Source organism: Nocardia sp. NPDC003345 (assembly GCF_053589395.1).
This window is the reverse complement of the sequence record NZ_JBSFRU010000585.1, coordinates 1-1,683: the sequence shown is the minus strand read 5'-3', so window position 1 is coordinate 1,683 and position 1,683 is coordinate 1. Positions and strand designations below refer to the sequence as shown.

Genomic DNA, 1,683 nt, shown 5'->3' with positions numbered 1-1,683 from the left:
GTCGTCGCGGTCTTCCGCCCGGGAACGCGCCCGCGGATGCGCGCCGGGATCCCGCTCGTCCAGCGGCGGCTCGGTGACCGGCGGCAGCACATGCAGCAGACCCGAAAGCCGCAGCACGGCATCGATACCGGTCTCCCAGTCCTTGGCCGCGGTGCCGACGGGGAGCATGCCCAGGGTCCAGTTGCCCTCGCTCCACAGCATCTGCACGGTATCGGCCAGCGATTCGATGAACGCGACCATCCGCTGATCGACGGCATGCCGCGCGATCTCGGGATTGGTGGCGAACACCACCCGGTCACCGATCGCGCCGAGCAACTCCAGATCGGCGTCCTTGGGTGGGTTCATGGTCTTGAGCCGCATATCGACATCGATATCCGAGCCGATCTGGCGGCGCACCGCGACCAGCGTCGCCGAATCCTCCAGGTCGAGCAGAACGAACTTCTCGCCCTTACGGATACCGGTCACCACGTCGACCGCGGTCAGGTAGCCGAGCTTGGCCAGCGCACCGCGCCGCCAGGTCGACGCAAGCGCCGGTTCCACCGACACATAGGTGTATCCCTGGGCTTTCGCCCACACCTGGCGCGCGTGACCGGTGCGCTGCCGCTGCCGCCGGTCGAAGTAGAGCAGCACGAAGGCACCCGCGAGGGTGATCGCCGCCAGCCCGAACCACATTGCCGTCATCGTCGCCTAGCCTATCGACCCGCCCGGCGGAATGCCGGGCACCCACACTGCGCGCCGCCGATTTCTCTTCATCGCCCGCCTCCTTCGAGTGCGGTACTGATGATGACCTCGGCCTCGATGGTGCCGTCCGGCCCCTTCTGTCCCTGCACGATCACCAGGTCCCCGGTGGGCAGCGCCTCGACGGTGCTGCCCGCCAGCGAGATCACCTGAGTTTTCGCGCTGGTATGCACGGTGACCTCGTCGCCGGCGAGGGTGCTCAAGGTCAGTGTCCCACCCGAATTGGCGCTGATGGTGCCCATCGTGGTGCCGCCGCCCCCCGGATCACCCGTATCGGGCATATCCGGAAGGCCGGGGAGGCTGGGCAGCGCGGGCCCGGATTCCTCCGGCCCGCCTGGGATCTCGCGGCCGATGGTCCGGGTCGTGGTGGTGGTATCACTGGCCGTCGAGTCGGAATCGTCTCGACCGGAGAGCATTCCCACCGCGATACCCGCCAGCGCGACCAGGACGATGGCGCCCAGCCCGAGCGCGACCCACAGCCCCGTGCGCTTCGGCGGCCGGGGCGGTTCGCCGGGCGGGCCCGGCGGCACCGGACCCCCCGGAGGTCCGTAGCCACCCGGCGGACCGTAGGGCCCCTGCGGACCCGATTCCGCCCACTGGTTCGGGTAGGCGTAACTGTCGTAGGCCGGCATCTCCCGGGTCGGGTTCGGCCCCGGCCCCCACCCCCCGTAGGGGTCGGTGCCCGGATAGGCCGTCGTCGGCTCCCCGTAGCCCGCGTTATCGCCGGTGGGCAGCTTCTCGGTCGCCGATTCGCCCGGCTGACCCAGGTGCCGGGTCGGATCGTCGTCCGGCCGCCTCGCCCAGGGATCGTTCGGGTTGGTCATATACCCAGACTAGGCTGTATCTATTGGCGCGGCTTCGCCGCGCGGGGTTCGGCCCCCTGAGCGTCGCCTGTCAGCGCTCGAGACTCGTGGCTTCGCCACATGCGCTTCGAGCACTGACAGG

At 69.6% G+C, this 1,683-nt stretch carries 1 protein-coding gene and 1 pseudogene; both read right to left on the bottom strand.

Annotated elements, in window-relative coordinates:
• Window positions 1–681 (bottom strand): annotated as a pseudogene (locus ACWDU1_RS32205) (hypothetical protein); the annotation flags it as partial.
• 68 nt (window positions 682–749) lie between these two features.
• A complete protein-coding gene (locus tag ACWDU1_RS32200; RefSeq protein WP_450004192.1) occupies window positions 750–1,562 on the bottom strand; it encodes a DUF5666 domain-containing protein in 813 nt (270 codons plus the stop codon).
• Window positions 1,563–1,683 lie beyond the last annotated feature (121 nt).

Coding starts and splice junctions, on each gene's coding strand:
- ACWDU1_RS32200 (WP_450004192.1), bottom strand. CDS start 1,562: ATGACCAACCCGAACGATCCCTGGGCGAGGCGGCCGGACGACGATCCG.